The 26,102-nt window shown below is 70.4% G+C and carries 22 protein-coding genes; 12 read left to right on the forward strand and 10 right to left on the reverse strand.

Annotation, left to right across the window (positions count from 1 at the left end; translation table 11 throughout):
- Positions 1 to 7: 7 nt before the first annotated feature.
- Together ACIOGX_RS12950 and ACIOGX_RS12955 are read right to left on the reverse strand one after the other, a co-directional pair.
- The gene (locus ACIOGX_RS12950) at positions 8 to 1,864 is read right to left on the reverse strand and encodes an NHL domain-containing thioredoxin family protein (protein WP_401912678.1); all 1,857 of its coding nucleotides are present in this window, start codon (positions 1,862 to 1,864) and stop codon (positions 8 to 10) included.
- Between the two features lie 392 nt (positions 1,865 to 2,256).
- Positions 2,257 to 3,807 carry a recombinase family protein gene (locus ACIOGX_RS12955; protein ID WP_401912680.1) on the reverse strand — a complete coding sequence of 517 codons (1,551 nt, stop codon included), beginning with the start codon at positions 3,805 to 3,807 and terminating at the stop codon, positions 2,257 to 2,259.
- A gap of 214 nt (positions 3,808 to 4,021) precedes the next feature.
- Between ACIOGX_RS12955 and ACIOGX_RS12960 the strand changes: the two genes are divergently transcribed.
- Positions 4,022 to 4,516 carry an LURP-one-related family protein gene (locus ACIOGX_RS12960; RefSeq protein WP_356518048.1) on the forward strand — a complete coding sequence of 165 codons (495 nt, stop codon included), beginning with the start codon at positions 4,022 to 4,024 and terminating at the stop codon, positions 4,514 to 4,516.
- A 96-nt stretch (positions 4,517 to 4,612) separates the two neighbouring features.
- Here ACIOGX_RS12960 and ACIOGX_RS12965 read toward each other — a convergent pair whose 3' ends face one another.
- Positions 4,613 to 5,428: a carbon-nitrogen family hydrolase gene (locus tag ACIOGX_RS12965; protein WP_356518050.1), complete on the reverse strand. Its 816-nt coding sequence runs from the start codon at positions 5,426 to 5,428 to the stop codon at positions 4,613 to 4,615.
- Positions 5,429 to 5,598: 170 nt separating this feature from the next.
- Here ACIOGX_RS12965 and ACIOGX_RS12970 point away from each other — a divergent pair, with 170 nt between their 5' ends.
- Positions 5,599 to 6,423, forward strand: coding sequence for a maleylpyruvate isomerase family mycothiol-dependent enzyme (locus ACIOGX_RS12970; RefSeq protein WP_129772902.1), 825 nt, complete (start codon positions 5,599 to 5,601; stop codon positions 6,421 to 6,423).
- Between the two features lie 170 nt (positions 6,424 to 6,593).
- Here the strand turns inward: ACIOGX_RS12970 and ACIOGX_RS12975 are convergent, their stop codons facing one another.
- Positions 6,594 to 7,895, reverse strand: a complete 1,302-nt coding sequence (locus tag ACIOGX_RS12975) for an MFS transporter (RefSeq protein WP_356518052.1) — start codon at positions 7,893 to 7,895, stop codon at positions 6,594 to 6,596.
- Complete coding sequence (locus tag ACIOGX_RS12980; RefSeq protein WP_356518054.1) at positions 7,892 to 8,566, reverse strand: GntR family transcriptional regulator; 675 nt, start codon at positions 8,564 to 8,566, stop codon at positions 7,892 to 7,894. The genes ACIOGX_RS12975 and ACIOGX_RS12980 overlap by 4 nt, the downstream gene beginning before the upstream one ends.
- 299 nt (positions 8,567 to 8,865) lie before the next feature.
- Here ACIOGX_RS12980 and ACIOGX_RS12985 point away from each other — a divergent pair, with 299 nt between their 5' ends.
- Together ACIOGX_RS12985 and ACIOGX_RS12990 are read left to right on the forward strand one after the other, a co-directional pair.
- Positions 8,866 to 9,735: a D-alanyl-D-alanine carboxypeptidase family protein gene (locus ACIOGX_RS12985; protein ID WP_401913391.1), complete on the forward strand. Its 870-nt coding sequence runs from the start codon at positions 8,866 to 8,868 to the stop codon at positions 9,733 to 9,735.
- 238 nt (positions 9,736 to 9,973) lie between these two features.
- On the forward strand, positions 9,974 to 10,981 hold the full coding sequence (locus tag ACIOGX_RS12990; protein ID WP_401912684.1) for a D-alanyl-D-alanine carboxypeptidase family protein: 1,008 nt from the start codon (positions 9,974 to 9,976) through the stop codon (positions 10,979 to 10,981).
- Positions 10,982 to 11,179: 198 nt separating this feature from the next.
- On the opposite strand, the gene ACIOGX_RS12995 is transcribed toward ACIOGX_RS12990, so the two are convergent.
- A complete protein-coding gene (locus ACIOGX_RS12995; protein ID WP_384772725.1) occupies positions 11,180 to 11,551 on the reverse strand; it encodes a winged helix-turn-helix transcriptional regulator in 372 nt (123 codons plus the stop codon).
- Between the two features lie 93 nt (positions 11,552 to 11,644).
- On the opposite strand from ACIOGX_RS12995, the gene ACIOGX_RS13000 reads away from it, so the two are divergent.
- Both ACIOGX_RS13000 and ACIOGX_RS13005 read left to right on the forward strand, forming a co-directional pair.
- Entirely contained in the window at positions 11,645 to 12,484 is an 840-nt protein-coding gene (locus ACIOGX_RS13000) for an SDR family oxidoreductase (protein WP_401912686.1), read from the forward strand.
- A gap of 284 nt (positions 12,485 to 12,768) precedes the next feature.
- Positions 12,769 to 13,755, forward strand: a complete 987-nt coding sequence (locus tag ACIOGX_RS13005) for a hypothetical protein (RefSeq protein WP_401912689.1) — start codon at positions 12,769 to 12,771, stop codon at positions 13,753 to 13,755.
- A 97-nt stretch (positions 13,756 to 13,852) separates the two neighbouring features.
- Here ACIOGX_RS13005 and ACIOGX_RS13010 read toward each other — a convergent pair whose 3' ends face one another.
- The 3 genes from ACIOGX_RS13010 to pdhA are packed head-to-tail and all read right to left on the reverse strand — an operon-like array spanning position 13,853 to position 17,495.
- A complete protein-coding gene (locus ACIOGX_RS13010) occupies positions 13,853 to 15,310 on the reverse strand; it encodes a dihydrolipoamide acetyltransferase family protein (protein ID WP_401912692.1) in 1,458 nt (485 codons plus the stop codon).
- A gap of 14 nt (positions 15,311 to 15,324) precedes the next feature.
- Positions 15,325 to 16,305: an alpha-ketoacid dehydrogenase subunit beta gene (locus ACIOGX_RS13015; RefSeq protein WP_129772911.1), complete on the reverse strand. Its 981-nt coding sequence runs from the start codon at positions 16,303 to 16,305 to the stop codon at positions 15,325 to 15,327.
- A 2-nt stretch (positions 16,306 to 16,307) separates the two neighbouring features.
- Complete coding sequence (pdhA, locus tag ACIOGX_RS13020; protein WP_356518066.1) at positions 16,308 to 17,495, reverse strand: pyruvate dehydrogenase (acetyl-transferring) E1 component subunit alpha; 1,188 nt, start codon at positions 17,493 to 17,495, stop codon at positions 16,308 to 16,310.
- Between the two features lie 325 nt (positions 17,496 to 17,820).
- Here pdhA and ACIOGX_RS13025 point away from each other — a divergent pair, with 325 nt between their 5' ends.
- From ACIOGX_RS13025 to ACIOGX_RS13035, 3 genes are all read left to right on the forward strand, one after another.
- A complete protein-coding gene (locus ACIOGX_RS13025; protein ID WP_356518167.1) occupies positions 17,821 to 18,477 on the forward strand; it encodes a response regulator transcription factor in 657 nt (218 codons plus the stop codon).
- A 194-nt stretch (positions 18,478 to 18,671) separates the two neighbouring features.
- A complete protein-coding gene (locus ACIOGX_RS13030; protein ID WP_129772914.1) occupies positions 18,672 to 19,088 on the forward strand; it encodes a pyridoxamine 5'-phosphate oxidase family protein in 417 nt (138 codons plus the stop codon).
- Between the two features lie 204 nt (positions 19,089 to 19,292).
- Positions 19,293 to 20,312, forward strand: a complete 1,020-nt coding sequence (locus ACIOGX_RS13035; protein WP_387017346.1) for a phosphotransferase — start codon at positions 19,293 to 19,295, stop codon at positions 20,310 to 20,312.
- A gap of 151 nt (positions 20,313 to 20,463) precedes the next feature.
- On the opposite strand, the gene ACIOGX_RS13040 is transcribed toward ACIOGX_RS13035, so the two are convergent.
- The gene (locus tag ACIOGX_RS13040) at positions 20,464 to 22,119 is read right to left on the reverse strand and encodes a protein kinase domain-containing protein (RefSeq protein WP_356518068.1); all 1,656 of its coding nucleotides are present in this window, start codon (positions 22,117 to 22,119) and stop codon (positions 20,464 to 20,466) included.
- A 337-nt stretch (positions 22,120 to 22,456) separates the two neighbouring features.
- Between ACIOGX_RS13040 and ACIOGX_RS13045 the strand changes: the two genes are divergently transcribed.
- The 3 genes from ACIOGX_RS13045 (at position 22,457) to ACIOGX_RS13055 (ending at position 25,820) form a co-directional block, all read left to right on the forward strand.
- A complete protein-coding gene (locus tag ACIOGX_RS13045; protein WP_401912698.1) occupies positions 22,457 to 24,163 on the forward strand; it encodes a protein kinase in 1,707 nt (568 codons plus the stop codon).
- A 227-nt stretch (positions 24,164 to 24,390) separates the two neighbouring features.
- A complete protein-coding gene (locus ACIOGX_RS13050; RefSeq protein WP_383968257.1) occupies positions 24,391 to 25,014 on the forward strand; it encodes a hypothetical protein in 624 nt (207 codons plus the stop codon).
- A gap of 98 nt (positions 25,015 to 25,112) precedes the next feature.
- A complete protein-coding gene (locus ACIOGX_RS13055; protein ID WP_356518074.1) occupies positions 25,113 to 25,820 on the forward strand; it encodes a PadR family transcriptional regulator in 708 nt (235 codons plus the stop codon).
- Positions 25,821 to 26,102 lie beyond the last annotated feature (282 nt).

Consider the following 26,102-nt stretch of genomic DNA (forward strand, 5'->3'; position numbering starts at 1 on the left):
TGTCGGCTTACGCGCCGAGGCCGGCCAGGACGAGGGTGAGCCGGGACGTCCCCGTGTCGTCGACCCGGACGGGCACGCCCCAGTCCTGCTGATGGACATGGCAGGCCGGGTACTCGTTCGCCGGGTCGTCGTCGCAGGAGGCGGCCATCGCGGACACGTGCAGCACGCCCTCGGTGACACCGTCGGCCAGCACCAGTTCGCGGTGGAGGTCCGTCCCGGCGCCGCCGCCCTCCGCCAGCAGTTCGGGCGGGGTGGCGGAGACCAGCAACCGGGTCGAGGGGCCGTAGCGCGTGTCGAGCTTCTGGCCCGTCGGCGCGGTGAAGACGACGTCCAGCGTCAGCGCGCCGGGGGCGACCTCGGTGGCCGCCCGCTGGGTGCGGTGGGCGACGGCCTCGACGTCGACCGCCTCGTCGGGCAGCCGCAGCCGGGTCAGCCGGTGCCGCGCGGATTCGACGACGACGATGTCCTCGCCGACGAGCACGGCGTCGCTCGGCTCGCGCAGATCCGTTGCCAGCGTGGTCACTTCACCGGCCGCCGGGTCGTAGCGGCGCAGCGCGTGGTTGTACGTGTCCGAGACAGCGACCGAGCCGTCCGGCAGCGCGGTGACGCCCAGCGGGTGCTGGAGCAGGGCCTGTCCGGCGGCGCCGTCGCGGTGACCGAAGTCGAAGAGCCCGGCGCCGACGGCCGTACGGATCACGAATCCGTCGCCGTCGCCCTCACCTTCTCCCTCGCCCGCGCGCTCCACGTAGCGCAGGGCGCTGGTCTCCGAGTCGGCGATCCACAGTCGGTCCCCGGCCGCCGCCAGCCCGGACGGCTGGGCGAACCACGCCTCGGCGGCGGGCCCGTCCACCAGCCCCTCATTGGTCGTGCCGGCCGCGACCCCGACCGTTCCGGTGGCCGGGTCGTACGTCCACAGCTGGTGGACCCCGGCCATCGCGATCCAGACCCGGTCCGCCCACCAGGCGACGTCCCACGGCGAGGAGAGATCCACCTCCAGGGCGGGCCCCTCGGTCGGCGAGCCCTGCCACCACTGCCTGCCGGTCCCCGCGACGGTCTCGATCGCGCCGCTCACCGGGTCGTACGTCCGCAGCGCGTGGTTCACGGTGTCCGCGACGATCACCGTGCCGTCCGGCAGCAGCGCGAGCCCCTGCGGTTCGCTGAAGGAGTCCGGGCCGAAGCCGCGCACGCCGGTGCCGATCCGGCGGACGACCGTCTCGCCGTCCGCGTCCAGCTCGACCAGCTGATGCCGGGTGGAGTCCGAGACGAGCAGGTGCCCGCCGGGCAGCGCCAGCGCCTTCCCGGGGAAGCGCAGATCGGTCGCGACCGGCTCCGGCGGTACGTACGGACCGTCCCCGCGCCGCAGCGTTCCCTTGGCGGCGTGCTCGGTCTCCAGCTCCTCCACCAGCTTCTCGATGGCGTGCGCATGCCCCTCGCCCGCGTGCTGGGCCACGACATAGCCCTCGGGGTCGATGACGACGAGCGTCGGCCAGGCGCGTACGGCGTACTGCTTCCAGGTCGCCAGCTCGGGGTCGTCCAGCACCGGGTGGTGCACCTCGTACCGCTCGACGGCGTCGACGACGGACTGGTGCTCGGCCTCGTGCACGAACTTCGGGGAGTGGACACCGATGATCACGACCGTGTCCCGGTGCTTCTCCTCCAGCTCCCGCAGCTCATCGAGGACATGCAGACAGTTGATGCAGCAGAATGTCCAAAAATCAACAATAACGCACTTACCTCGCAGCTCGGCGAGGGTGAGCTCCTTGCCTCCGGTGTTCAGCCAGCCGCCCTTGCCGATCAGCTCGGGGGCACGGACACGGGCACGTCGGGGCGCGGGCGCGGGGGTGGGCACCGGGGCATCGTTCATGCTTCAAGCTTGCCATCCTGGTCCGGTCCTCCGTCCGCCCGGGCAAGGCCATGAACACCTGTGTCTTCGGCGCCGTCCCACCGGCAGTCGTCTCGTTCCCGCCAGCGGTCATCCGTCGCTCCCCCGTATGTGTGTGATCCGACGCCCATAGGAGGCATTCAAGGCATGCCTGGCGGAGGGCAACAAGCAGCTGGACGTCCGGCGCCGCATCCTGCCGGGGCTTTCGCTCCGGAAGTCGGCCTATCCGCCGGAGCCGCACGACCTGGTGGACGCGGCGGTGGCCATAGCCCGGTCCCATCCGGACGACTACATCCGCCATCGCGTGGAACACCAGCTCGGCCGCTGACGTCCTCACTTTCCGCTGTCCGCGACAAGAGAGCGTGATCTGCTGCTCAGGTGGCGCTGACGGTGCCCGTCGGCTTCGCCCAATGGATCTCGACGCGTTGCTCGGGGATGATCCTCTGCCCGCGCACCCCCTTGCTCACCTCGACGCGGTCGATGGCGAGCGACAGCCGGTCGCGTCTGCCTTCGTCCGTCGCATCCGCCCACGCCTCTCGCAGGGTGACGCCGTCGAGCATCGGAGACATGTCCACGGACGGCATGGGGAGCCTGTGAAGGTCGCCACGGAGACCGTCGATACGTCCCCTCAGGCGGTCTGCAAGCCGGTTGTAGCGCTCCACAGCTGCGGCGCCGCTGAACTCACCACGCACGTACCGTGCATCCTCCAGGTCAGCCAGGCGGGCTACCTCGTCCTGGATCTCGGCAGTAAGCGCATGACGTTTCGCGAAGGTCTCCGGCTCCACACGGTGCACCCAGCGATCCGTGATCGCGACGAGCAGCGGATCGTCCGGTTCGAGCGCCGGGAGTTTCGTGAGGAACTGTTCGGTCACATAGTCGTCCACGGCCTCAGCCAGCGCCGACGCTCCGATGCACTGGTTGCCCGCACGGCGAGCCATGCACTGATAGCTGCCGCCCACACGGTGCATCCGGCGACAGCAGCCAGGGACCGCGCAGTAGACGAGGCCGGTGAGCAGTGCTGTTCCCCCGGGCTTCGGTCGCCGCTTTCCCGCGTGTACGAACGTTCTGGATTCCAGCGTGCGGATGATCTGTTCACGCTCTCCGACCGTGATGATCCCCTCACCGATCTCGACCGTGTCGAGCGTTCCGGGATCGCGATACGGAAAGACCCTGCCCGTGTACTTGCGCTCGCCGTCGTCCGTCTCAACGGTCTGTGTCTCCGGCATCAGGCCGGCGAACGCCGGGGAGCGCAGGAGCTGCATGATGCTGGCCGCGTTCCACTGGGCACCCCTGGGCGAGAGGATTCCGTACTCGTTGAGGAGTCGGGCGATCTTGACCAACGACGTACCGGCGAGCGCTTCATCCGCGATCAGGCGGGCGTAGACAGCGTGTTCCGGGTCGTGGACGAGCTTCCTGGTCTTCGGGTCGATGAGCAGCCCGTACGGAGGCCGGCCACCGATCCATTGGCCCTTGCTGCGGAGGTAGCGCTTCGCGTGCCCGACACGCGTCCCGAGATTCTTCGACTCGGACCGCGCCAGCTCAGCAAGCTTGGCGACGACCATTCGCGCCGAGTCGTTCGAGGTGTCAAGACCGTCCAGGACTGAGACAAGACGGCCGCCGGCCTTCTCGATGTCGTCGAGCACCTTGCCCACCTGGCCGATCCCCTTACGGGACAGACGGTCCAGTTTCCAGACGATCAGCGTGCCGACGACGCCGACCGTGACAGCCGCCAACGCGGCGTCGAAGCCCTTGCGCTCAACGTTCTTGTAGCCGGAGCGTCCGCGGTCCATGTGGACTTTGCGGACGGTCAGTCCGTTGCGTTCGGCCCAGGCACGGCAGTCGGCTTCCTGCCGTTCGATTGCGGTCTTGCCGTCCCGGTCAAGGGAAAGCCGGAGGTACAGATCACAGACCGTGTCTTGGTGCACACACTCAGTGTGACAAGGAGTTCGGTGCTCTGTTGTCTATTTTCGGAATCCAGAATGCCGATGCGACCGTGCTCATCGGTGGGATCGCGGAGCGGCACCCCACAACCGCGCGCGCCGCACCTCGCACACGGCCGTACGCGTGCGCCCGCGCTCGTATGCGTGCACCTGCGCCGCCGCCGACCGCCGTATCAGCTCCCCCGGGTACCCGTCCTCCATGAGATATCTCGTGCGCGACAAGATCTTCGCGATCGGCGACGACTACTGGATCGAGGACGAGCACGGCCGGCGGGCTTTCCGCGTCGACGGCAAGGCGCTGCGCCTGCGCGACACCCTGGAGCTGAAGGCGCCCAGCGGCGAGGTGCTGATCACGCTGCGCCAGAAGCTGCTCAGCCTGCGGGACGCCATGGTCATCGAGCGGGACGACCGGCCGCTGGCGACGATCCGCAGGAAGCGGCTCTCGCTGCTGCGCAATCACTACCGGGTCGCCCTGGCCGAGGGCACCGAGCTGGATGTGAGCGGGCGGATCCTGGACCTGGAGTTCGCGATCGAGTACGACGGCGAACTGCTGGCCCATGTCTCGCGGCGCCGGCTGCGGATGCGGGAGACGTACGGCGTGAATGTCGTACGGGACGACGCGGACCACGCGCTGCTGATCGCCGTCGCGGTGTGTGTGATCAGGATGGCGGAGAAGGAGCACGAGGACATCTGAGGAGACCGGGGGGGGGAGCGGCGGGCCGGCGGGCCGGCGGGTCGGCGGGTCGGCGAGCGCAAAGCTCACTCGGCCACAAGCCGCTACCTCTACCGGCTACCGGGTCACGCTCGGCGTCTCCAGCCCCAGCCTGCGGTCCTTCAGCGCGGGGAAGCGCTCGCGGGTCGTCGCGACCGTCGCCGGGTCGAGGTCCACGGTGAGGACCTCCTCGTCCGTGCCCGCCTCCGCGAGCACCTCGCCCCAGGGGTCCACCACGATGCTGTGCCCGGACTGCTCCACCCCGGCGTGCGTGCCGGCGGTGGCGCAGGCCAGGACGTACGCCTGGTTCTCCACGGCGCGTGCGCGGGCGAGCAGCGTCCAGTGCGCGCGCCTGCGGGCGGGCCAGCCGGCCGGGACGACGAGCGTCTCGGCGCCCGCGTCGACCAGGCCACGGAACAGTTCGGGGAAGCGCAGGTCGTAGCAGGTGGCGAGGCCGAGAGTGGTCTCGGGCAGCCGGACGGTGACCAGTTCGCCGCCCGCGCCCATCAGCGTCGCCTCGCCCTTGTCGAAGCCGAAGCGGTGGATCTTGCGGTACGTACGGACCAGTTCACCGGCGGGGGAGAGGACGAGCGAGGTGTTGTAGAGGGTTCCGTCCGGAGCCCGGCCGTCCTCCGCTCGTTCCACGATGGATCCGGCGTGCAGCCAGACGCCCGCGTCGCTCGCCGCCTTCGACATCTCCCGGAACGTGGGCCCGTCGGGCGATTCCGCCTCGTCGGCGAAGGACTCGTACGCGAAGGCCCCGACCGGCCAGAGCTCGGGAAGCACCACCAGATCGGCGCCGCGCTGCTCCCGCACCAGCGCCGCCGCGCGCCGTCTGCGCGCGTCGACCGATTCATCCGGTTCTACTGCGATCTGGATCAGCGAGGCGCGCACAGTACCACCGTCCTGGCATTCGAGCCGTCAACACGGGCCTACGATCGTCACACGAAAGCACTGCCGGGGTGCCACCGGGCAGCGTAACTTAGCTGCCAAACCTCCCACGCAGACCGCAGCCCGCCCGCCAGCAAGCCAGCCCGCGTACCGCAGAACCGCCGAGGGGTCCCGTGACCGTCCATCCCAGCCTTCAAAACTACGCCGATGCCTGGACCCACTCCATCGAAGCCATAGCCGAGCTGGTGCAGCCGCTCGTCGAGGGCGAATGGAACCGCCGCACACCGTGCCCCGGTTGGTCCGTACGAGACATCGTCTCGCATGTCATCGGCCTGGAATGCGAGATGCTCGGGGACCCGCGGCCCATCCACTCGCTGCCGCGCGACCTGTACCACGTACGGGACGACCACACCCGTTACATGGAGATGCAGGTCGACGTACGGCGCCACCACACCGCGCCGGAGATGACCTCCGAGCTGGAGTACACGATCATCCGCCGCAACCGGCAGCTGCGGAACGAGAACCGCTCCCCCGACACCATGGTGCGCGCCCCGCTGGGCGCCGAGTGGACCCTCGAAGCCGCCATGCGCGCGCGGGCGTTCGACATCTGGGTGCACGAACAGGATCTGCGTACCGCGCTGAACAAGCCCGGCAACCTGGACTCGCCGGGCGCGATCGTCACCCGTGACGCGCTGCTGGCCGCGCTGCCGAAGGTGGTCGCCAAGAAGGCGGGCGCGCCGCCGAACTCGGCGGTCGTCATCGATGTCAGCGGCCCGGTGGAGTTCCTGCGTACGGTCCGGGTGAACGCCGACGGACGCGGTTCGGTGGACGGGTCCCCCTCGCTCGGGCCCGTGGTGACGCTCGCGACGGACTGGGAGACGTACTTCCGGCTGGCGTGCGGCCGGGTGCGGCCCGCGGCGGTGGCGGACCGCGTCAAGATCGACGGTGATCTCGACCTGGCCGAGGCGATTCTGCGGGAGTTCGCGGTCACGCCGTAGGGCCGGGCGCGGCGGCGAGACCACGAGCACCGCATCCCACCGGCCGGGCCCGGCCCGCGTTCGCGCCCGCCCCCGCGGCCCGGGTTCGCGCCCGCGCCCCGCGCCCGCGCCCCAGGTTCGCGCCCGGCGCCCGCGCCCGGCGTCCGCGTCTGCGGCCCCGCGCAGGGGCGTCAGGCCGGTACGTGCACGGCCTCCACCCGGCTCGCCACCAGCCGCTCGCGCTCCCGGCGCGCGGTGCGGTTCCGCAGCCGCAGGATCTGCACGACCCCGATCGCCTGGAGCACGAACACGGTCGAGAACGCGATCCGGTAGTTGTCGCCGGTCGCGTCCAGCAGGACGCCGACCGCGAACAGCGTCGTCATCGAGGCGGTGAAACCGCCCATGTTGACGATTCCGGAGGCCGTGCCCTGACGCTCCGGCGGGTTCGCGGGCCGGGCGAAGTCGAAGCCGATCATCGACGCGGGCCCGCACGCGCCCAGGACCGCGCAGAGCGTGATCAGCAGCCACATCGGGGCGTGGTCGCCGGGGTACGCGATCGTCACCGCCCAGGCCAGCGCCGACGCTCCGACGGTCCCCAGGGCCAGCGGCGCCCTGGCCGCGTGGTGGCGGGCGATGACCTGCCCGTAGACCAGCCCGACGACCATGTTGGACAGCACGATCAGGGTGAGCAGTTCACCCGCGACGGCCCGGGACAGCCCCTGCGCCTCGACGAGGAACGGCATCCCCCACAGCAGCAGGAAGAACATCGCCGGGAACTGGGTGGTGAAGTGCACCCACATCCCCAGCCGGGTACCGGGTTCGCGCCAGGACGCGGCGATCTGCTTCCGTACGTACACGGCACCCGCGTGCTCGGCGGGCGGCGGCTCATGGCCCTCCGGGTGGTCCTTCAGGAAGAGCAGCAGCAGGACGAGGACGAGGACCCCGGCGAGCGCGCTGCCCGCGAAGGTCGTGGTCCAGCCGAGACCGTTCAGGGTGCGGGAGATGAAGAGGGTGGAGACGAGATTGCCCGCCATCCCGAAGAGCGCGGCGACCTGGGCGATCATCGGCCCGCGCCGGGCCGGGAACCAGCGGGTGCCGAGCCGCAGGACGCTGATGAACGTCATCGCGTCACCGCAGCCGAGGAGCGCGCGGGAGACGAGGGCGGTGCCGTACGAGGGGGAGAGCGCGAAGCCGAGCTGCCCGAGGGTGAACAGCACGACGCCGATGGTCAGCACCTTCTTGGTGCCGAGCCGGTCGACCATCAGGCCGACGGGTATCTGCATGCCCGCGTAGACGAGCAGCTGGAGTATGGAGAACGTCGACAGGGCCGAGGCGTTGACCCCGAACCGGTCGGCGGCGTCGAGGCCGGCCACGCCCAGGCTGGTACGGAAGATGACGGCGACGAAGTAGACGGCGACGCCGATGCCCCATATCCAGGTGGCACGGCGCCCGCCGGGTGGATCGCCGGGGAGGGTGACCGAGGCGGCGCTCACCGGGCCTCACCCCTGACCAGCACCTTGACCCGGCTGACATGCCGGCGCAGACACTGCGCCGCGCCGTCCGCGTCGCCGGTTCTGATGGCGTCGAGCATCTCGGTGTGCTCGGTGATGTTCTTGGCGATGCGGTCGGGGTGCGCCTCCAGCACGGCGACGCCCATCCGCAGCTGACGGTCCCTGAGCTGGTCGTAGAGCTTGGAGAGGATCTCGTTGCCCGCGTGGCGCACGATCTCGGCGTGGAAGCACCGGTCGGCGACGGCGACGGCGGCGAGATCCCCGTCCTCGGCCAGCCGCCGCTGCTCCTCCAGCACCTCCTCCAGCCGCGCGATCAGCCGCGCGGACGCCGGTACGGCCTTCCGCACGGCGAACTCCTCGACCAGCAGCCGGGTTTCGACGACATCCGCGATCTCCTGCGCGGAGACGGCGAGCACGAGGGCGCCCTTCTTCGGATAGAGCTTGATCAGCCCCTCGACCTCCAGCTTGAGCAGCGCCTCCCGCACGGGCGTACGAGACACCCCGACGGCTTCGGCCAGCTCACCTTCGGTCAGCAGGGTGCCGCCTTCGTAACGGCGGTCGAGAACGGCTTCTTTGATATGGCTGTACACACGGTCCGCGGCGGGCGGTTGCTTCACGACAGCGGCAGGGGCAGCGGCAGGGGCGGGTGGCATGCACACAGCTTAGATACAACAGAGGTGCAACAGCATCCACAGTCCGGGATGCGGACACCCCCGTACGACGCGAGGCTTCCGGACCCCGGCCCGGCCACCGCTGTGACGTGAGCCACGGAATCGCTCCCCCGTCCCGTGCATCCCTCGGATCCGCTCACGCGTCCAACACTGGGGACCTTCTACCCACACGGTCCCTCTCGGTTTTCCCTCGCATTCGCGGATTCGGAGCGTTTCCCTTGATACCCACCCTCCCGGGCGCGCGCAGAGCCGCCGTGGTCTCCCTCACCGCCGGTGCCCTCATGGCCGTCTCGGCCCTGGCCTCACCCGCTCAGGCGGCCGCCGCGCCGACCGTCAGCGCCAAGGGCGGGTTCCTGCTCAACCAAGCGACCGGCGCGACGGTCTACAGCAAGACCGCCGACACCAGGCGCCAGATGGCGAGCACGACGAAGATCATGACGGCCGCCGTGGTGCTCAGCACCAAGGGCGTCGACCTCGACCGCAAGGTGACCGTCAAGCAGGCCTACCGCGACTACGTCGCCAAGGAAGGCGCGAGCACCGCGGACCTGCGGACCGGCGACAAGCTCACCGTGCGCCAGCTGCTGTACGCCACGATGCTGCCCTCCGGCTGCGACGCGGCCTACGCCCTCGCCGACACCTTCGGCACCGGCTCCACCAACGCGGCCCGCACCAAGTCGTTCATCGCCAAGATGAACGCCAAGGCCACCGAACTCAAGCTCAAGAACACCAAGTTCGACTCCTTCGACGGCATCTCGCAGGGCGGGCAGAACTACACCACCCCGCGCGACCTCGCCAAGATCGCCCAGTACGCCATGAAGTACACCAACTTCCGCTCGACGGTGAAGGCCACCTCGTACAAGAGCACGGCCCCGACCAGCACCGGCGGCAAGCGCACCTACACCTGGTACCAGACGAACCAGCTGCTCGGCTCCTACAACGGCGCCGTCGGCATCAAGACCGGCACCGGCACGGCCGCGGGCCCCTGCCTGGTCTTCGCCGCCACCCGTGGCAGCAAGACCCTCGTGGGCGTCGTCCTGAACGGCTCCGACCGCTACAAGGACGCGGCGAAGCTGCTCGACTACGGCTTCGGCTCGTCGACCGCGAAGACGATGAAGCTGCGGTCGCTCCCGTCGGACGCGCAGCGCGACTGATCCGGGGCAGGTGAGAGCGAGGGCCGTGCCGGGGAACGAGACTCCGGCGCGGCCCTCGTTTCGTACGCCGGGGTGGTACGCCAGTGGTGGTACGCCGTGGTGGTACGCCGTATGCGTCGGCCGTATTCGTACGCCCCGTACAACCCAACAGCCCGCCCAGGACGTTCCGTAGATGGCCGCCGTGCACAGAAGGCGCACAGCGGCCTCACCGATTGCCCCACCGATCCGGAGCGTTCCTTTGACAACCAGCCCCCGGGCCCGGTGCGCCGCGCAGGCCACCGCCCTGATCGCCCTCACCACAGGCGCCCTGCTGACGGTCACGACCCTGGCTGCCCCGGCCCAGGCGGCCACGGCTCCGTCCTCCACCGCGTCGGCCGCCACCGCGTCGGCCGCCACCGCGTCGGCCGTGCCCCCGCCGAGCGCCGCCGCTCCGGCCGTCGCCGCCAAGGGCGCCCTCCTGGTGGACGACGCGACCGGCGCCACGGTCTTCGCGAAGGACGCGGACACCGGCCGCCGGATGGCGAGCACCACGAAGATCATGACCGCCGCCGTCGTACTCGGCGCCAGGAACCTCGACCTCGACCGCGAGGTCACGGTCGAGCAGGCCTACCGCGACTACGTGGCGGCGAACGGTACGAGCACCGCCGACCTCCGCACCGGCGACCGGCTCACCGTCCGGCAGTTGCTGTACGCCACGATGCTGCCCTCCGGCTCCGACGCCGCGTACGCCCTGGCCGACACGTACGGCACCGGCGCCACCAGAGAGGCGCGGACGGCGTCGTTCATCGCGCGGATGAACGCGAAGGCGGCGGAACTCGGCCTCGCCGACACCGTGTTCGCCTCCTTCGACGGCATCGGGACCGACACCACCACCCCGCGCGACCTCGCGAAGCTCGCCCGGCACGCGATGGACAACGCGACCTTCCGCACGATCGTCCAGGCCACCTCGTACAAGAGCACGGCCCCGGCGGCGAACGGCGGCACGCGCACCTACACCTGGTACAACACCAACCAGCTGCTCGGCTCCTACGCGGGCGTCATCGGCATCAAGACCGGCACGAGCACGCCGGCGGGCCTGTGCCTGGTCTTCGCGGCGACGCGCGGTGACCAGACGGTGGTCGGCGTCGTCCTGAACAGCACCGACCAGTACGCGGACGCGGCGGCGCTGCTGGACTACGGCTTCGGGACGTCGACGGCGAAGACGATGAAGCTGCGACAGCTCCCGGCGGGGGCGCAGCGCGACTGATCCACGCGACTGGTCCCGGGGGGACTCCGGGGAGTCCTACGGCGTGCGCGGGCCGGCCCGGAAGACGTCCCACGCGGCGGGGGTGACGCGGACGACCGGGCCGCGGCCTGATGCTCGGAGTCACGGACGGCGACGGTTCCAGCCACGCGACGCGGGTGGCGATCTCGGTGCGCGAGGTCGCCACCAGCGGCTTCCGCGCTATCCCGCGCCGTGCGGCGACAGCCGCCGTGTGATCCGGTCGAACAGCTCCGTCAGCGGCTCGCCGATGTCCCGGCCGAACTCGGTCAGCCCGTAGGTGACCTGGGGCGGCGTCGTCGGCTCGACCTCCCGCCAGACCAGGCCGTCCTGAACCAGCGCGCGCAGGGTCTGGGCGAGCATCTTCTCGCTGATGCCCTGGATGCTCTCGCGCAGCTCGTAGAACCGGAGGTCGTTGCTCCGCAAGGAGATCAGCACCCAGATGCCCCACCTGCTGGTCACGTGGTCGACCAGATCGCGCGCGGGGCAGTCGGTGTGAAACACGTCATACGGCTTCCCTGCCACGACCTGTCTGCGCTGCACACCTTCCGTCATGTCATGAGCTTACCTCGGGGTATGTCCTTACCAAAAGTTAGCCCAGGCTCCTAGCGTGACGGCCACAGAGGACATTCCGACAAGGAGCTGATCATGATCGTGGTGACCGGGGCTACCGGGAACATCGGCCGGCCGTTGACGCGGGCACTGGCCGAGGCGGGCCGACAGGTGACGGCGGTGTCACGGCACGCGGCGGCGGTGCCGGACGGCGTCCGCCACGTGGTGGCCGACCTGGCCGAGCCGGCCGGCCTCAAGCCCGCGCTGGCCGGGGCGAAGGCGCTGTTCCTGCTGCTCTCCGGCGACCTGCACGCCACGGGAGCCAACCCTGCCGACATCATCGGCGAAGCCGCGGCCGGCGGGGTCCGCCGGGTCGTCCTGCTCTCCACGCTGGGCGTGGTGACCAGGCCCTCCGGCCACACGCGGATCGCGATGCGCGCGCTGGAGGACACACTGCGGGAATCCGGCCTGGAGTGGGCCATCCTGCGGCCGGGCGGCTTCGCCTCCAACGCCCTGTGGTGGGCCGATTCCGTCCGCACGCGGCAGGTCGTCGCCGCGCCGTTCGGCGACGTCGGGGTGCCGATCATCGACCCGGCGGACATCGCCGCGGTCGCGGCGGCCTGCCTGCTGGATGACCGGCACACCGGCGGCGTCTACGAGCTGACCGGCCCGGAGGTGATCACTCCGCGCCGGCAGGCGGAGGCCATCGCCACCGCGCTGGGCTCGCCGGTGAGGTTTCACGAGCTGACCCGCGACGAGGCCAAGGCCGCCATGAGCCAGAGCATGCCGGCGGAGCTTGCCGACGACACTCTGGACATCCTCGGTTCCCCGAACCCGGCCGAGCTGCGCGTCAGCCCGGACGTCCAGCGGGTCCTCGGCCGCGCACCGCGCCCCTTCGCCGACTGGGCCGCCCGCAATGTCGCCGCGTTCCGCTGAGACTGGTCAGCGCCACTGAATCTGCGTTCGTTCCCGGACGGCCAATTTCCTTTGCCATTCAGCGCGCCGGCGCGCATTTGACCGACAACTGCCATGCCCCGATCTCCCGCGTCGAACTGGGAAACGAATGAGGGCCGTTGAGCGGTGGAGCCGTGGCGGGGTTCGGCGTTTACTCCTCCTTTGTCGGCGTGGCTGTTCCCGTGACGTGCGGAGACATACGTAATTCTGAGTCACGGACCGCGAGAGGCGCGGGCCATGGGGAACGTTCCTGCTGGAGGTAAAGAGTGTCAAGACAGCGTCTACGGCTGGGAGTTCTCGCCGCCGCGGCCCTGGTTCTGTCGGGTCCTTCGGTCGCTCCGACCGCCGCGGTAACCCCTTGGCCGGCCGGCACGAGCGTCTCCGCGCAGACCGTCCGGACGAGTCCGTCGGCCGACGAGGACCCCGGCTTCGCCAAGCGGCGCCAGGAAGCCCAGGCCAAGGGGCTCATCGACGCCGACGGCAGGGTCCCGGGAAGCCAGCGCCTGGGGATCCGGGCGTGGCCACGCGATGACACGGGATACCGCATCCAGGCCCGGGACCTGGCCTTCCTCGGGCTGACGCGGCAGCAGGTCGACTGGTGGCGCCATTACCAGGCACCGTTGGGTACGACTCCGAAGCAGTTCAAGGACATGTCCTCGTCCCTGTTCCGGGTCCTGTGCTCCGCGTGTGAGCGTCCCCAGGACTACGACGTGCGGCTCCAGGGATCGTGGGCGTTCTTCTTCTCGGGCCGCCACAAGAACTTCCCGACCGAGCGGGACCTGGCGGGGCAGCCTCTGGCGCTGGAGAGGTTCCGGCAGTGGATGGGTTCCACACCTCCGAGCGAGCGCCCGGCACGCCGTCCCTTCGAATCGTTGTACAAACTGGGGGCGCTCGATGAGAACGGAAAGCCGGTCGGACCCAGCGACGGCGACTTTCACATCTCGTCCGATGTGATGGTGGCCAAGGCCCGCCAGAAATGGGATGAGCTGAAGAACGCGGGAAAGCTCAGCGATGAAGACATCCGAAAGGGTTTCATTCATCAGAAGTACAGTTTCATCAACCGGACAGCGGTTCGGGAGGCATTCCCGGAGCTTGAGAAGTGGGCGACCGTGTGGGAGGAGCGATTGGGGCGTCCTGTCGCTCCTTCGCTGTTCCCCAGCTCCGGACCTCCCAACAAGTCCCAGGTGGGGACTGGGGTGTCCACTCATTTCCGGAACTCCGACTGGCTGGTGACGGTCTCGTCGAAACGCTGATTCCGTCCCGGTCCCGCGGGAGACCGCGAGGACCGAAGGAGCCCCACGGCCGTGTGCGCGCCGTGGGGCTCCGTCGTCGGGGCGTCGCCCCGGGGTGCTACGCCCAGGTGATCAGGCGCTTCGGCTGCTCCAGGACCGCGGCGATGTCCGCCAGGACCTGGGAGCCCAGTGCGCCGTCGACCAGCCGGTGGTCGAACGACAGCGCCAGCGTGGTGACCTGACGGGGCTTCACCTTGCCCTTGTGGACCCACGGCTGGGGCTTGATCGCGCCGACCGCGAGGATCGCGGACTCGCCCGGGTTGAGGATCGGCGTACCGGTGTCGACGCCGAAGACGCCGACGTTGGTGATGGTCACCGTGCCGCCCTGCATGGCCGCCGGGGTCGTCCTGCCCTCGCGGGCCGTGGACACCAGCTCCCCGAGCGCCCCGGCCAGTTGGGGCAGCGTCTTGTCGTGCGCGTCCTTGATGTTCGGGACGATCAGACCGCGCGGGGTCGCCGCCGCGATGCCGAGGTTCACGTAGTGCTTGAGGACGATCTCCTGATTCGTCTCGTCCCAGGCCGCGTTGACCTCGGGGTTGCGCTTGATCGCGACCAGCAGCGCCTTGGCGACGAGGAGCAGCGGGTTGACCCGCAGGCCCGCCATGTCCTTGTCGGCCTTCAGCTCCTCGACCAGCTTCATCGTGCGCGTCACGTCGACGGTGATGAACTCCGTGACATGCGGCGCGGTGAACGCGCTGCCGACCATGGCCGCCGCCGTGGCCTTCCGTACGCCCTTGATCGGGATACGGGTCTCCCGGCCGGTCGTCACGCCGGCCGCCTCGGCCGCCGTCGTCGCCGGCTCGGCGGCCGGCGCCCGGCCGGGAGCCGGGGCAGGAGCCACGGCCGCCGGTCCGGTGGCCGCGGCGGGAGTGGTCGCCGCGTGGACGTCCTCGCGCGTGATGATCCCGCCCGGACCCGTCGGCGTGATCGTCGCCAGGTCCACGCCGAGGTCCTTGGCGAGCTTGCGCACGGGGGGCTTGGCCAGCGGACGGGACAGCGGGGGCACGCCCGCGTGCCCGTTCATCTCCGCCTGGATGGCGGCGGTCGCGGTCTCCGCGGCCGTCGCCTGCTCCGGCACCGAGGCACCCGGAGCGCCCTTGCGCGCGCGCCGCTTCGTGGACGCCTCGGCGACCCCGTATCCGACGAGCACCGGCGTACGCCCCACGGGCTCGGCGGGCTCGGCCGGTGCCTCCGCGGCGACGGGGGCGGGGGCGGCGGGCGCCGGCTCCCCGCTGCCCGGTGCCACGTCCACCGTGATGATGGACGCGCCGACGTCGACCGTCGTGCCCTCCTCGAAGCGCAGCTCGTGCACCACGCCCTCGTACGGGATGGGCAGCTCGACGGCCGCCTTCGCGGTCTCGACCTCGCAGACCACTTGGCCGTCGGTGACGGAGTCGCCCGGCTGTACGTACCACTTGAGGATCTCGGCCTCGGTGAGCCCCTCGCCCACATCGGGCATCTTGAACTCGCGGTAGCGAGCCGAGGTGCCGGAAGCGGTGGAAGTGTCAGCAGTCATGGTCACGGCACTCCTCAGTACGCGAGCGAGCGGTCGACGGCGTCGAGCACCCTGTCCAGGCCCGGGAGGTACTCGTCCTCCAGCCTGGCCGGCGGATACGGCGCGTGGTAGCCGCCGACCCGCAGCACCGGGGCCTCCAGGTGGTAGAAGCACCGCTCCGTGAGGCGCGCGGCGATCTCCGCGCCGGAGCCGTAGAAGACCGGCGCCTCGTGCACCACGACCAGCCGGCGCGTCTTCTCCACCGACGTCTGGATGGTGTCGAAGTCGATCGGGGACATCGACCGGAGATCGACGACCTCCAGCGACTTGCCCTCCTCCTCGGCCGCCGCGGCGGCCTCCAGACAGACCTTCACCATCGGGCCGTACGCAGCGAGCGTCAGGTCCGTGCCCTCCCTGGCGACCCGCGCACCGTGCAGCGGGCCGGGGATGGCCTCGGTGTTGACCTCGCTCTTGTCCCAGTAGCGCCGCTTCGGCTCGAAGAAGATCACCGGGTCGTCGGTCTGGATGGCCTGCTGCATCATCCAGTACGCGTCCGACGCGGTGGACGGCGAGACGATCTTCAGCCCCGCGACATGCGCGAAGAGCGCCTCGGGGGACTCACTGTGGTGCTCGACCGCGCCGATGCCGCCGCCGTACGGGATGCGGATCACGACGGGCAGCTTGATCTTGCCCAGCGAGCGGGCGTGCATCTTCGCGAGCTGCGTGACGATCTGGTCGTAGGCGGGGAAGACGAAACCGTCGAACTGGATCTCCGCCACCGGCCGGTAGCCGCGCAGCGCGAGACCGATGGCCGTGCCGATGATGCCCGACTCGGCGAGCGGGGTGTCGATGACGCGGTCCTCGCCGAAGTCCTTCTGCAAGCCGTCCGTGACCCGGAAGACGCCGCCGAGCTTGCCGACGTCCTCGCCCATGATCAGGACCTTGGGGTCGGTCTCCAGCGCCTTGCGGAGCGACTCGTTGATCGCCTTGGCGATCGGGAGCTTCTGTACGGCCATGGCTACTTGCCCTCCCCGGCGGAACCGCTCTGGGTGTCCTCGAACGATGCCTGGTACGCGGCGAACTGTGCGCGCTCCTCGTCGACGAGCGCGTGCCCGTCGGCGTAGACATGGTCGAAGATCGCCATGGGGTCCGGGTCGGGCATGGCCCGTACTACCTCTCGTACCCGCTTTCCGAGCGTCTCGCTCTCCTCGTCCAGAGCCGTGAAGAACGCCTCGTCGGCATGGCCCTCCCGCTCCAGGTAGCGGCGCAGCCGCAGGATCGGGTCCTTGGCCTCCCAGGCCTCCCGCTCCTCGTCCGCGCGGTACTTGGTCGGGTCGTCGGAGGTGGTGTGCGCGCCCATCCGGTACGTGAAGGCCTCGACCAGCATGGGGCCCTCGCCCCGGCGGGCCCGCTCCAGCGCGGAACGGGTCACGGCGAGACAGGCCAGTACGTCATTGCCGTCGACCCGGACGCCCGGGAAGCCGTAGCCCTGTGCGCGCTGGTAGAGCGGCACCCGGGTCTGCTTCTCGGTCGGCTCGGAGATCGCCCACTGGTTGTTCTGGCAGAAGAAGACCACCGGCGCGTTGTAGACCGCGGCGAAGGTGAACGACTCGGCGACATCGCCCTGGCTGGAGGCGCCGTCCCCGAAGTAGGCCATCACGGCCATGTCCGCGCCGTCCTTGGCGACGCCCATGGCGTAGCCGGTGGCGTGCAGCGTCTGGGAGCCGATGACGATGGTGTAGAGGTGGAAATTGTTGCTGCTGGGGTCCCAGCCTCCGTGGTTCACACCGCGGAACATGCCCAGCAGGTTCGTCGGGTCGACGCCGCGGCACCAGGCCACGCCGTGCTCGCGGTAGGTCGGGAAGACATAGTCCTCGTCGCGCAGCGCGCGGCCCGAGCCGATCTGCGCGGCCTCCTGGCCCAGCAGTGAGGCCCACAGCCCCAGCTCGCCCTGGCGCTGGAGCGCCGTGGCCTCGCCGTCGAAGCGGCGGGTCAGGACCATGTCCCGGTACAGCCCGCGCAGCTCCTCCGAGGTCAGGTCGATCCGGTAGTCCGGGTGCTCGACGCGCTCGCCCTCGGGGCTGAGCAGTTGTACGAGCTGTGGCTCGGAACTCGAACTCTTCGGCTGCGACGTACTCTTGGCGCTTGCGCGCTTGGTGCCGCTGCTGCGTCGCGGTTTGCGAGCGGCAGTGCTCTCCACGGTCACGTGCGTGCTCCTCCGTCTGTCCGGCCCCCGGGATCCGCCGGGAACCAGTGCGGCTCGCCTGTTTCCGTCGCGCGCACGGGGGTGGGTGCGACCCGACTGGAACAGACGTGACAGGTGCCCCGGCGAGCGCACTGTCATAGGCACGTTACCCAGTGGATGGCACTCCTGCGAAACCCCATCTGACCTGCAATTTTGCTCGGATTTCCAAGTAAATTGACAAAGTCTCGAACAACCACTGGTCACAGCCCTGCGGGCCGCCGGAACAACGGCACGTTATCCCGCTGATCCACGGCAGGGAAGGGGTGAATGTGTGAGACTGGATTCTGTGTACAAGGACGGAAAAATTACTGTATTTCTTGTTGATGACCATGAAGTCGTCCGCAGGGGCGTCTTTGAGCTTTTGTCCGTCGAGAATGACATCGAGGTCGTGGGAGAAGCGGGTACGGCGGCCGACGCGACGGCCAGGATTCCGGCGACCCGGCCCGATGTGGCGGTGCTGGATGTACGGCTGCCGGACGGCAGCGGCGTGGAGGTCTGCCGGGAGATCCGTTCGCGGGACGAGTCCATCAAGTGCCTGATGCTCACCTCGTTCGCCGACGACGAGGCACTCTTCGACGCGATCATGGCCGGGGCCTCGGGGTATGTGCTCAAGGCCATCCGCGGCAATGAGCTGCTGACGGCGGTACGGGACGTGGCGGCGGGGCGGTCGCTGCTCGACCCGGAGGCGACGGCGCGGGTGCTGGAGCGGCTGCGTACGGGCAACAGCCCGAAGGACGACAAGCTGGCCGGCCTCACCGACCAGGAGCGCAGGATCCTGAATCTGATCGGCGAGGGCATGACCAACCGCGCGATCGGCGAGGAACTGCATCTCGCCGAGAAGACGATCAAGAACTATGTCTCCAGCCTGCTCTCCAAGCTGGGGATGGAGCGCCGGTCGCAGGCCGCCGCGTATGTGGCCCGGCTCCAGGCGGAGAAGCCCTGACCGGGACGTTCCGAACCGCCGGGAGGCCATGGATCCGAACCGCCGGGAGGCCATCGGATCAGGCGGAGGCCCCGGACCGGGCGGACGCGGCCGTGCGTACCGCGTCGGGCCCCGTCCTAATCGGGACCTACGTCCCGCGCATACAGGGCCGCCTCCTCTGTCGGGGAGGTCTTCGGTAACGGACAGTGGACGCTATGTCCACCGAGGAACTCCGAGCCATCGATCTGCTCAGCCGGGTGCCGTACGGGCGGGTGGCGACGAGTATGCGCGCGATGCCGTTCGTGGCGCCCGCCCGCCATGTCGTGGCCTGCGGATCCGTGCTGCTGCGCATGCACGCGGGCCTCGGCTACCACCGGGCGTGCGGCGGCGGCGTGGTGGCGTACGGCGCGGACAACTTCAGCAGTGACGAGGCGGACCGGTGGTCGGTGGAGTTCACCGGGACCGCCGAGATCATCGAGCCGACGGCCCCCGAGGTGGAAATGTTCGGCACGGGCCCCCGTCGCGTGGACGGTGAACCATTCGATCCGGTGTATATGCGACTTACGCCCCAGTTCGTCACCGTACACACGCTCGACTATTCCATGGAGCGACGAAGCCAACACGTTGCGTGAACTAACATCTGACAAGTGCCGCGCTCATATGAATTCGCCGCACCTGCTGCGACCGCCGTGATCCCTCTTCCCGTGCTTGCCGCCGCTCGTGCACCTCGTACCGTGCTTCCCCCCGTGCATCCCTCCGCACCACCGCACCCACCCGCACCACCGCACCCCTCGGCCCCGCTCCACCCGTCGGCCCCGCCTCACCCCTCGGCCCCACTGCACTCCACCCTCCCGCTCCACGCCCCCGCTCCGCCCGTCCGTACGCTCCTGCGCCGCTACCGGAACGCGGGCGAGCCGCTCTCCTGCGAACCTGTCGCCCAAGGGCTTCTCAACCGCGGCTACCGCCTCCGCACCACCCGGGGCGCCTACTTCCTCAAGCACCACCTGGACGGCGACCGCGACACCATCGCCCGCCAGCACCGCGCCACCCAACGGCTCCAGACGCTCGGCGTGCCCGTCGCGCCGCCCGTCGAGAACGCCGACGGCGACACCGTCGCGGTCATCGGCGGCCACTGCTACGCCCTGCACCCGTGGATCGACGGACGCCATCGCGACGGCTCGCAGCTGTCCGCCCGCGGATCGGGCCACCTCGGCGGGCTCCTGGGACTCGTGCACACCCGCCTGGAGCGGGTGATGGAGCCGGAGCCGCCGGCGCTCGCGTATGACAGCCCCGACCCGGCCGACACCTTCGACCTCATCGACGAGCTGCTCTCCCTGGCCCGCGGCCGTACCCGCAGGGACGTCTTCGACGCACTGGCAGAACACCGCCTCATGGAACGCCGGGACCTGCTGGAGCGCCACGCCCACCGCAGACCGGCCCCCGGCGCGGAACCGGCCACGGGCTGGGTGCACGGCGACTTCCACCCGCTGAACCTGCTCTACCGGGGCGACGATCCGGTCGCGATCATCGACTGGGACCGGCTCGGCGTACAGCCGCGCGCCGAGGAGGCGGTACGGGCCGCGGCGATCTTCTTCGTCCGGCCGACGGGTGAGCTGGAGCTGACGAAGGTACGGGCGTACGCGCGCGCCTACCGCCGGGCGGCCGGCGCCCGCGCCTCCGAACTGGCCGCGGCCGTCCACCGGGTGTGGTGGGAGCGGCTCAACGACTTCTGGATACTGCGCTGGCGCTATCAGCTGGACGACCGAAGGGCCGACCCGCTGTTCGCAGCGGTGTCGGCCCTCGCGGTGTGGTGGACGCGGGAGTACGAGGCGGTGCGCGAGGCCTTCGCCGGCTGATCCCGGCTCAGGGAGCGGCGCGCCGGACGCGAGGAGCGGCGCGCGGCCCGTCCGCACGCGGCCCGTCCCCGCCCGCACGCGGCCCGTCCCCGCCCGCACGCGGCCCGTCCTGTCCGCGCGCGGCCCTCCGGTCAGCGAGTGGTGCCTCCGGTCAGGGAGTGGTGCCTCCGGCGCCGGGGTCGCCGTTCGCGCCGTTCCCGCCGGGGAGGCCGCCGTTGTTGCCCGTCGTCGTGCCCACGCTGACACCCCCGTCGGACGTACCGCCGTCCGAGGTGCCCCCGTCCGACGTACCGCCGTCCGACGTGCCTCCGTCGGACGTACCGCCGTCGGAGGTGCCTCCGTCCGACGTGCCCGTGCTCGACCCGCCGGTGCCGGAGCCCGTCGAACCCGTCTCCGGAGGAGGCGGCGGACTCTCACTCGACTCGTCGGACTCGCTCGGCGTCTCCGACGGCGTCTCCCTGGGCGTGTAGCTCGGCTGGTGGTTGCCCCCCGTGGAGGTGTCCGGCTCCGTGGTGTCCTCGTCCGCGGAGTCCGAGGGCGAGGGCGAGTCGCTCGGCGTCGACTCGCTCGTGCTGCTCGACGGCTTGTTCTCCGTCGTGTCGTCGCCGCCGCTCGTGTTGCCGATGCCCTGGACCGCGTAGGCCACCCCCGCCACGATCGCGATCACCGCGAGCGCGACGAAGATCCACATCTTGCCGCGGCCACCGCCGCCCTGGTGCCCGCCGTCGTAGCCGCCGTCGTCCGGGTTCCTCGGCGGCAGGATCGGGCCCTGTGAGGTGTCGCCGTGCGGCGGGTGCCCCATCGCGGTCGTCGCGGCCATGCCCATCGCCGGGGTGTTGCCGCCCATGTGCGGCTCGACCGCCCCGGTGTTCCAGGTGCCCGTGTGGCTGCCGTGCTGCTGGAGCATCTGCATGCCGTACTGGATCAGCCCGCGCATCTCCTCGGCGCTCTGGAACCGGTCGTCCGGCTCCTTCGCGAGCGAGCGCATGACCAGGCCGTCCAGCTCCGGCGGCGCCACGTCCGAGACCTCGGACGGCGGGACCGGGATGTCCTGGACATGCTGGTAGACGACCGAGAGCGGGGTCTCACCGGTGAACGGGGGCCGCAGGGCGAGCAGTTCGTAGAGCAGACAGCCCGTGGCGTACAGGTCGCTGCGGTGGTCGACGGCCTTGCCCAGCGCCTGCTCGGGGGAGAGGTACTGCGGAGTGCCCATGACCATGCCGGTCTGGGTCATCGTCGACTGCGCGCCGTGCAGGGCGCGCGCGATGCCGAAGTCCATCACCTTCACCGCGCCGGCGTCCGTGATGATCACGTTCGCGGGCTTGATGTCCCGGTGCACGATGCCGTGCTGGTGCGAGTACGCGAGCGCCTCGAGCACCCCGGAGACGATGATCAGCGCCTGCTCGGGCGGCGGGGCCTCCGCGCTGACCAGCAGATCGCGGATGGTGCGGCCCTCGACCAGCTCCATTACGATGTACGGCACGGTCTGGCCGTTGACGGTGTCCTCGCCCGAGTCGTACACCGCCACCACCGCGTGGTGGTTCAGCCCGGCGACCGACTGTGCCTCGCGGGTGAAGCGGGCCTTGGAGACCGGGTCCTCGGCGAGATCCGCCCGGAGCAGCTTGACGGCGACGATGCGTCCCAGCCGTACATCCTCGGCCGCGAACACCTCCGCCATGCCGCCGCGGCCCAGACGGTGGGTCATGCGGTAACGGCCGTCGCCGACCATCCCGCCGACCAATCCGTTGTCGCCCCAGGAGTCCGCCGCATCCGACACTCCGCCGCCTGCTTCGGGTTCGGGTGCCATCAGTCCTCGCCGTCGTTTCTGTCCGCGGAAGCGCACGCGCGCGCGAAGCGCTCCGCGGTATGTCTGTGTGTCTCAGAGGGTCTGTGTGTCTCAGAGGGTGTCTCAGGGGTGGCTATGCCACATCACGCTACAGCCTCCGTGTGACACGCCGGTCCAGGATGGACCGGTCATGAAACCCGCTCACGCGGTACCCATGCAAATTCCATGCGTTTCCTGTAACGCTTCCGAGACGCTTGTTGTGCGTACGGTCACGGAACGGGCACCCGGCTTGACGTGTCACTGCCCTCGGGCAGACTTGGCGCGTATTCGCGTCAGCGCGCCGAGGGGGAAGCAAGTCATGAGCCAGGACGGCGCACAGGGCCGCTATGCGGGCGGTTCGGTCGCGGGGGGCCGGTACCAGCTCCGCGACCTGCTCGGCGAAGGCGGTATGGCGTCCGTATACCTGGCGTACGACGTGGCGCTCGACCGCCAGGTCGCGATCAAGACACTCCACACGGAGCTGGGGCGCGAGCAGTCCTTCCGCGAGCGCTTCCGCCGCGAGGCCCAGGCCGTCGCCAAGCTGTCGCACACCAACATCGTCTCCGTCTTCGACACCGGCGAGGACACGCTTCAGGAGAGCGGCTCCGCCGCGGGGTCCGGCGCGCTGATGCCGTACATCGTCATGGAGTACGTCGAGGGGCAGCCGCTCGGCTCCGTGCTCCAGGCGGACATCGCCCAGTACGGCGCGATGCCGGCCGACAAGGCGCTGAAGGTGACGGCCGATGTGCTGGCCGCGCTGGAGACCAGCCATGAGATGGGGCTGGTCCACCGGGACATCAAGCCCGGCAACGTGATGATGACCAAGCGAGGCATCGTCAAGGTCATGGACTTCGGCATCGCGCGCGCCATGCAGTCGGGTGTGACGTCGATGACACAGACCGGCATGGTCGTCGGTACGCCGCAGTACCTGTCGCCCGAGCAGGCGCTCGGGCGCGGTGTCGACGCGCGCTCCGACCTCTACTCGGTCGGCATCATGCTCTTCCAACTGCTGACGGGCAGGCTGCCGTTCGACGCGGACTCGCCGCTGGCGATCGCGTACGCGCATGTGCAGGAGGAGCCGGTCGCCCCGTCCAGCATCAACCGCTCGATCACCCCCGCGATCGACGCGCTGGTCGGACGGGCGCTGAAGAAGAACCCGAACGAGCGCTTCCCGAGCGCGGAGGCGATGCGCGACGAGTGTGCGCGGGTGCTGCCCGGCGGGCAGGCGGGCGCGCCGGTGATCGTGCAAGGCGCCCCGCGGAACAGCGGCGCGGGCGTGGGCTCCGCGGTCTTCCCGCCGCTGGACCAGTCGGCGCAGGCACCGCCGAGCGCGCAGGGCGTGCAGACGCCGTACCAGCCGGGTCCTTACGGGCCGCCGACGCCGAACCCGATGCAGGCGCCGACGCACACGCCGGGGCCCGGCGCCGGGCCCGGATACGGCTATCCGCAGACGCCGCCACCGGCGTACCAGGGCCCGTCGCCGGTTCCGCAGCCGTACACGATGTCGCCCCAGCACCAGACGACGGCCGGTTCCGGGCATGGCGCGCACGGCGGGGGGCACGGCGGAGGCGTCCGGCCGGGCGGCCGACGGAACATGCCGGTCATCGTGGGCGCGATCGCGGTCGCGGCCCTCGCGGTCGCCGGGCTGATCACGGCGCTCTCGATGAACCAGGACTCGCCCGGCGGCACGAACGCGGATCCGGGCGCCGGCGACTCCGCCGCACCGGTCGCGGGCCACCGGGACCCGGAGCGGAACCGGACCATCGACGCGACGAAGTGCTCGGACGCCTCGGAGGACGGCCTCGACCCGTCCAAGGTGACCGTCCCGGATCTGCGCTACAAGGACGTCCTCTCGGTCAAGGACTGCCTCCGCGCCGCGGGGTGGACCTGGTCGGAGCCGAAGAAGCAGAACGACGGCACGCAGGCCGAGGACATCGTGATCGGCCAGTATCCGCGGCCGGGCGCCGCCGTGCTGCCCAAGGAGCAGGAGTTCGAGCTGACGATCTCCACGGGGGATCCGGAGTAGCCGGTCCGGGGCCGGGCTGCCACGCCCGCGTACCGCCGTCGCATTTCCGTCGCCTTCCGAGGCGCGTACTGCCGTCGTACTTCCGTCGCCTTCCGTCGCCTTCCGAGCGGCGCGTAGTACTCACGACGGACCGGCCGTCCGCCGGAATGCGTACCCCTCACCCCCGTACCCCTCACCCACGGAACGTCCGGGATGCCGGACTTGTCGCCCCATGTGACGCTGGATCGGTGACTCCAAGGTTCCGCACCTCTTGCGCGATCGCGGTCGCATCCCTGCTGCTGGCCGCACCCGGCGCGTACGCCGAGGAGTCCGCACCACCACCGCCGCGCACGTCCGCGGCCCCCGAACCCGCGGCCTCCTCGCTGGCCGGGCGTCTCGCCGGGGAGGGGAAGACGCGGCCGGGCAGACCGCCGGAACCGGATTCCGAGGACGCGTCGCCCGAGGAGCCCGAGGACGTGGGGCCGAGCGCGAGCGCGGAGAGCGCGGCGCCCGTACGCCCCGGCCGGCCGTCCTCCCCGGCGAAGCCGCCCGCCCCTTCCCGTAAGCCGCCGTCCCGCTCCGCGCCCGCGAAGCCGTCCGACTCCGCCCCCGCGCGTACGGACGAGGAGACGGCGGACGAGTGGAGCGCGGCCGACGAGCCGGGGGAAGCCCGGAGGCCGCCGGAGGAGCGGGCGCGCACGGGCGAGCCGACGGCGTCCGCGTCCGCGCCGTCCAGCGCCGCCCGCAGACCGGACGCGACGGCCCTCGACAGATCGGCCCCCCGGCCCGTTCCCGTACTGACCCTGGGCGCCGGAATCACGCTGCTCGGCCTGGGGCTCGGCTTCCTCGGGCTGCGGCTCCGACGGCGCTGAAACTCCCCCGCCTCACGCAGGGTCCTCCTTATGGCGTACTTATGACGTCCGCCTCAGGTCGCTTGCGGGCCGCGACTTACTCGGTATACATACTGAGTATGTCCATTCGCCACGGGCTTCTCGCCCTCCTCGAACGCGGTCCGCGTTACGGCTCTCAGCTCCGTACGGAGTTCGAGTCGCGCACCGGTTCCACCTGGCCGCTCAACGTCGGCCAGGTCTATACGACCCTGAGCCGGCTGGAGCGCGACGGCATGGTCACGCAGGAGGGCGAGGACGAGGCGGGTCACACGCTCTACGTGATCACGGAGACCGGCCGCGCGGAGCTGCGGTCCTGGTTCCGTACGCCCGTCGACCGCGCCAGCCCGCCGCGCGACGAACTGGCGATCAAGCTCGCCATGGCGGTCGGGGCTCCGGGTGTCGACATCCGGGAGGTCATCCAGGCGCAGCGGCACCACACCATCCAGGCGATGCAGGACTACACGCGGCTGAAGGCGCAGGCTCTGGAAGCCGTTCCGACCGACCGGGACGAGGTGGCGTGGCTCCTCGTCCTGGAGCAGCTCATCTTCCAGACCGAGGCGGAGGCCCGCTGGCTCGACCACTGCGAAGTCCGGCTGATCCGGCTCGCGATGATGCCGGGGCGCGGCGGCAAGCAGCCGGAGACTCCTCCGGGCGATCCGGCCGCCGGATCCGTGCCCGGATCCGCGCCCGGATCCACCCCCCGGTCCGCCCCGGCTTCCGCTGCCGGTTCCACAGCCGCGGTGGCGCCCGCCTCCTCCGCACCGTCCGCCGGCCCGGCGGCCGACTGACTGACCGCGCCGCGGGCGGCGGACACCACCGCCCGCGGGCTCCGGCCGTCACCCGAAACCGCCCGGCCGGAGCCCGCGGGGTCCCAGGGGCGACCGCACCGCCTCCCGCGCCATCTCACTCGTCACACCGAACCGCTCGTACGTGCGCGTACGCCCAAAGGGGGGAACCCTCATGGCTCGCAAATCACATCAGCCACACCAGTCACAATCGTCACAGCCGTCACACCCGGCGTCACAGCAGCATCAGGCGCCGTCGCCTCAGTCACAGCAGCATCAGGCGCC

The sequence above is a fragment of the Streptomyces sp. NPDC088147 genome (assembly GCF_044741565.1).
Lineage (GTDB): Bacteria > Actinomycetota > Actinomycetes > Streptomycetales > Streptomycetaceae > Streptomyces.

What these genes read in the sequence shown, in the direction of transcription:
- ACIOGX_RS13015 (WP_129772911.1), bottom strand. Translation starts at nt 16,305, where the DNA reads ATGGCCGTACAGAAGCTCCCGATCGCCAAGGCGATCAACGAGTCGCTC.
- ACIOGX_RS13030 (WP_129772914.1), top strand. Translation starts at nt 18,672, where the DNA reads ATGTCCACCGAGGAACTCCGAGCCATCGATCTGCTCAGCCGGGTGCCG.
- ACIOGX_RS12985 (WP_401913391.1), top strand. Translation starts at nt 8,866, where the DNA reads ATGGCCGTCTCGGCCCTGGCCTCACCCGCTCAGGCGGCCGCCGCGCCG.
- ACIOGX_RS13010 (WP_401912692.1), bottom strand. Translation starts at nt 15,310, where the DNA reads ATGACTGCTGACACTTCCACCGCTTCCGGCACCTCGGCTCGCTACCGC.
- ACIOGX_RS12950 (WP_401912678.1), bottom strand. Translation starts at nt 1,864, where the DNA reads ATGAACGATGCCCCGGTGCCCACCCCCGCGCCCGCGCCCCGACGTGCC.
- ACIOGX_RS12980 (WP_356518054.1), bottom strand. Translation starts at nt 8,566, where the DNA reads ATGCCACCCGCCCCTGCCGCTGCCCCTGCCGCTGTCGTGAAGCAACCG.
- ACIOGX_RS12960 (WP_356518048.1), top strand. Translation starts at nt 4,022, where the DNA reads ATGAGATATCTCGTGCGCGACAAGATCTTCGCGATCGGCGACGACTAC.
- ACIOGX_RS13040 (WP_356518068.1), bottom strand. Translation starts at nt 22,119, where the DNA reads ATGGCACCCGAACCCGAAGCAGGCGGCGGAGTGTCGGATGCGGCGGAC.
- ACIOGX_RS13045 (WP_401912698.1), top strand. Translation starts at nt 22,457, where the DNA reads ATGAGCCAGGACGGCGCACAGGGCCGCTATGCGGGCGGTTCGGTCGCG.
- ACIOGX_RS13055 (WP_356518074.1), top strand. Translation starts at nt 25,113, where the DNA reads ATGTCCATTCGCCACGGGCTTCTCGCCCTCCTCGAACGCGGTCCGCGT.
- ACIOGX_RS13000 (WP_401912686.1), top strand. Translation starts at nt 11,645, where the DNA reads ATGATCGTGGTGACCGGGGCTACCGGGAACATCGGCCGGCCGTTGACG.
- ACIOGX_RS12995 (WP_384772725.1), bottom strand. Translation starts at nt 11,551, where the DNA reads ATGACGGAAGGTGTGCAGCGCAGACAGGTCGTGGCAGGGAAGCCGTAT.